Source organism: Pseudomonas sp. 32_A (genome assembly GCF_017490905.1).
GTDB classification, from domain to species: domain Bacteria; phylum Pseudomonadota; class Gammaproteobacteria; order Pseudomonadales; family Pseudomonadaceae; genus Aquipseudomonas; species Aquipseudomonas inefficax.
In genome coordinates, this window is record NZ_JAFGYI010000308.1 from 1 (window position 1) to 459 (window position 459).

Annotated in this window: 1 protein-coding gene; it reads left to right on the forward strand. The window is 63.6% G+C overall.

Going from position 1 to position 459, the window contains the following annotated elements; all coding sequences use genetic code 11:
• Positions 1 to 127: 127 nt before the first annotated feature.
• Positions 128 to 459, forward strand: a 332-nt coding sequence (locus J5M58_RS26805; RefSeq protein WP_207880401.1) for an alanine racemase, incomplete at its 3' end; no start/stop codon positions are given.

Below are 459 nucleotides of genomic sequence, written 5' to 3' on the forward strand. Positions count from 1 at the left end.
GCTTTATATCACGAAAATACGTCAATTCGGACTAGCAAGATCCCCCGATCGTTCCGCGCGTTTCCGGCGTCGTGCCCAAAAGGCGCGATAAGCTGATGATTCGCAAGCGTCTTTACAGAAATTTCCTATGCCGCGCCCGATTTCCGCCACGATCCACACCGCAGCTCTCGCGAACAACCTCTCCGTCGTGCGCCGCCACGCCGCCCAGTCGAAGGTCTGGGCGATCGTCAAGGCGACCGCGTATGGGCACGGTCTCGCGCGCGTCTTGCCCGGGCTGCGCGGCACCGACGGCTTCGGCCTGCTCGACCTCGACGAGGCCGTGAAGCTGCGCGAACTGGGCTGGGCGGGGCCGATCCTGCTGCTCGAGGGCTTCTTCCGGTCGACCGACATCGACGTGATCGACCGCTACAGCCTGACGACCGCGGTGCACAACGACGAGCAGATGCGCATGCTCGAGAC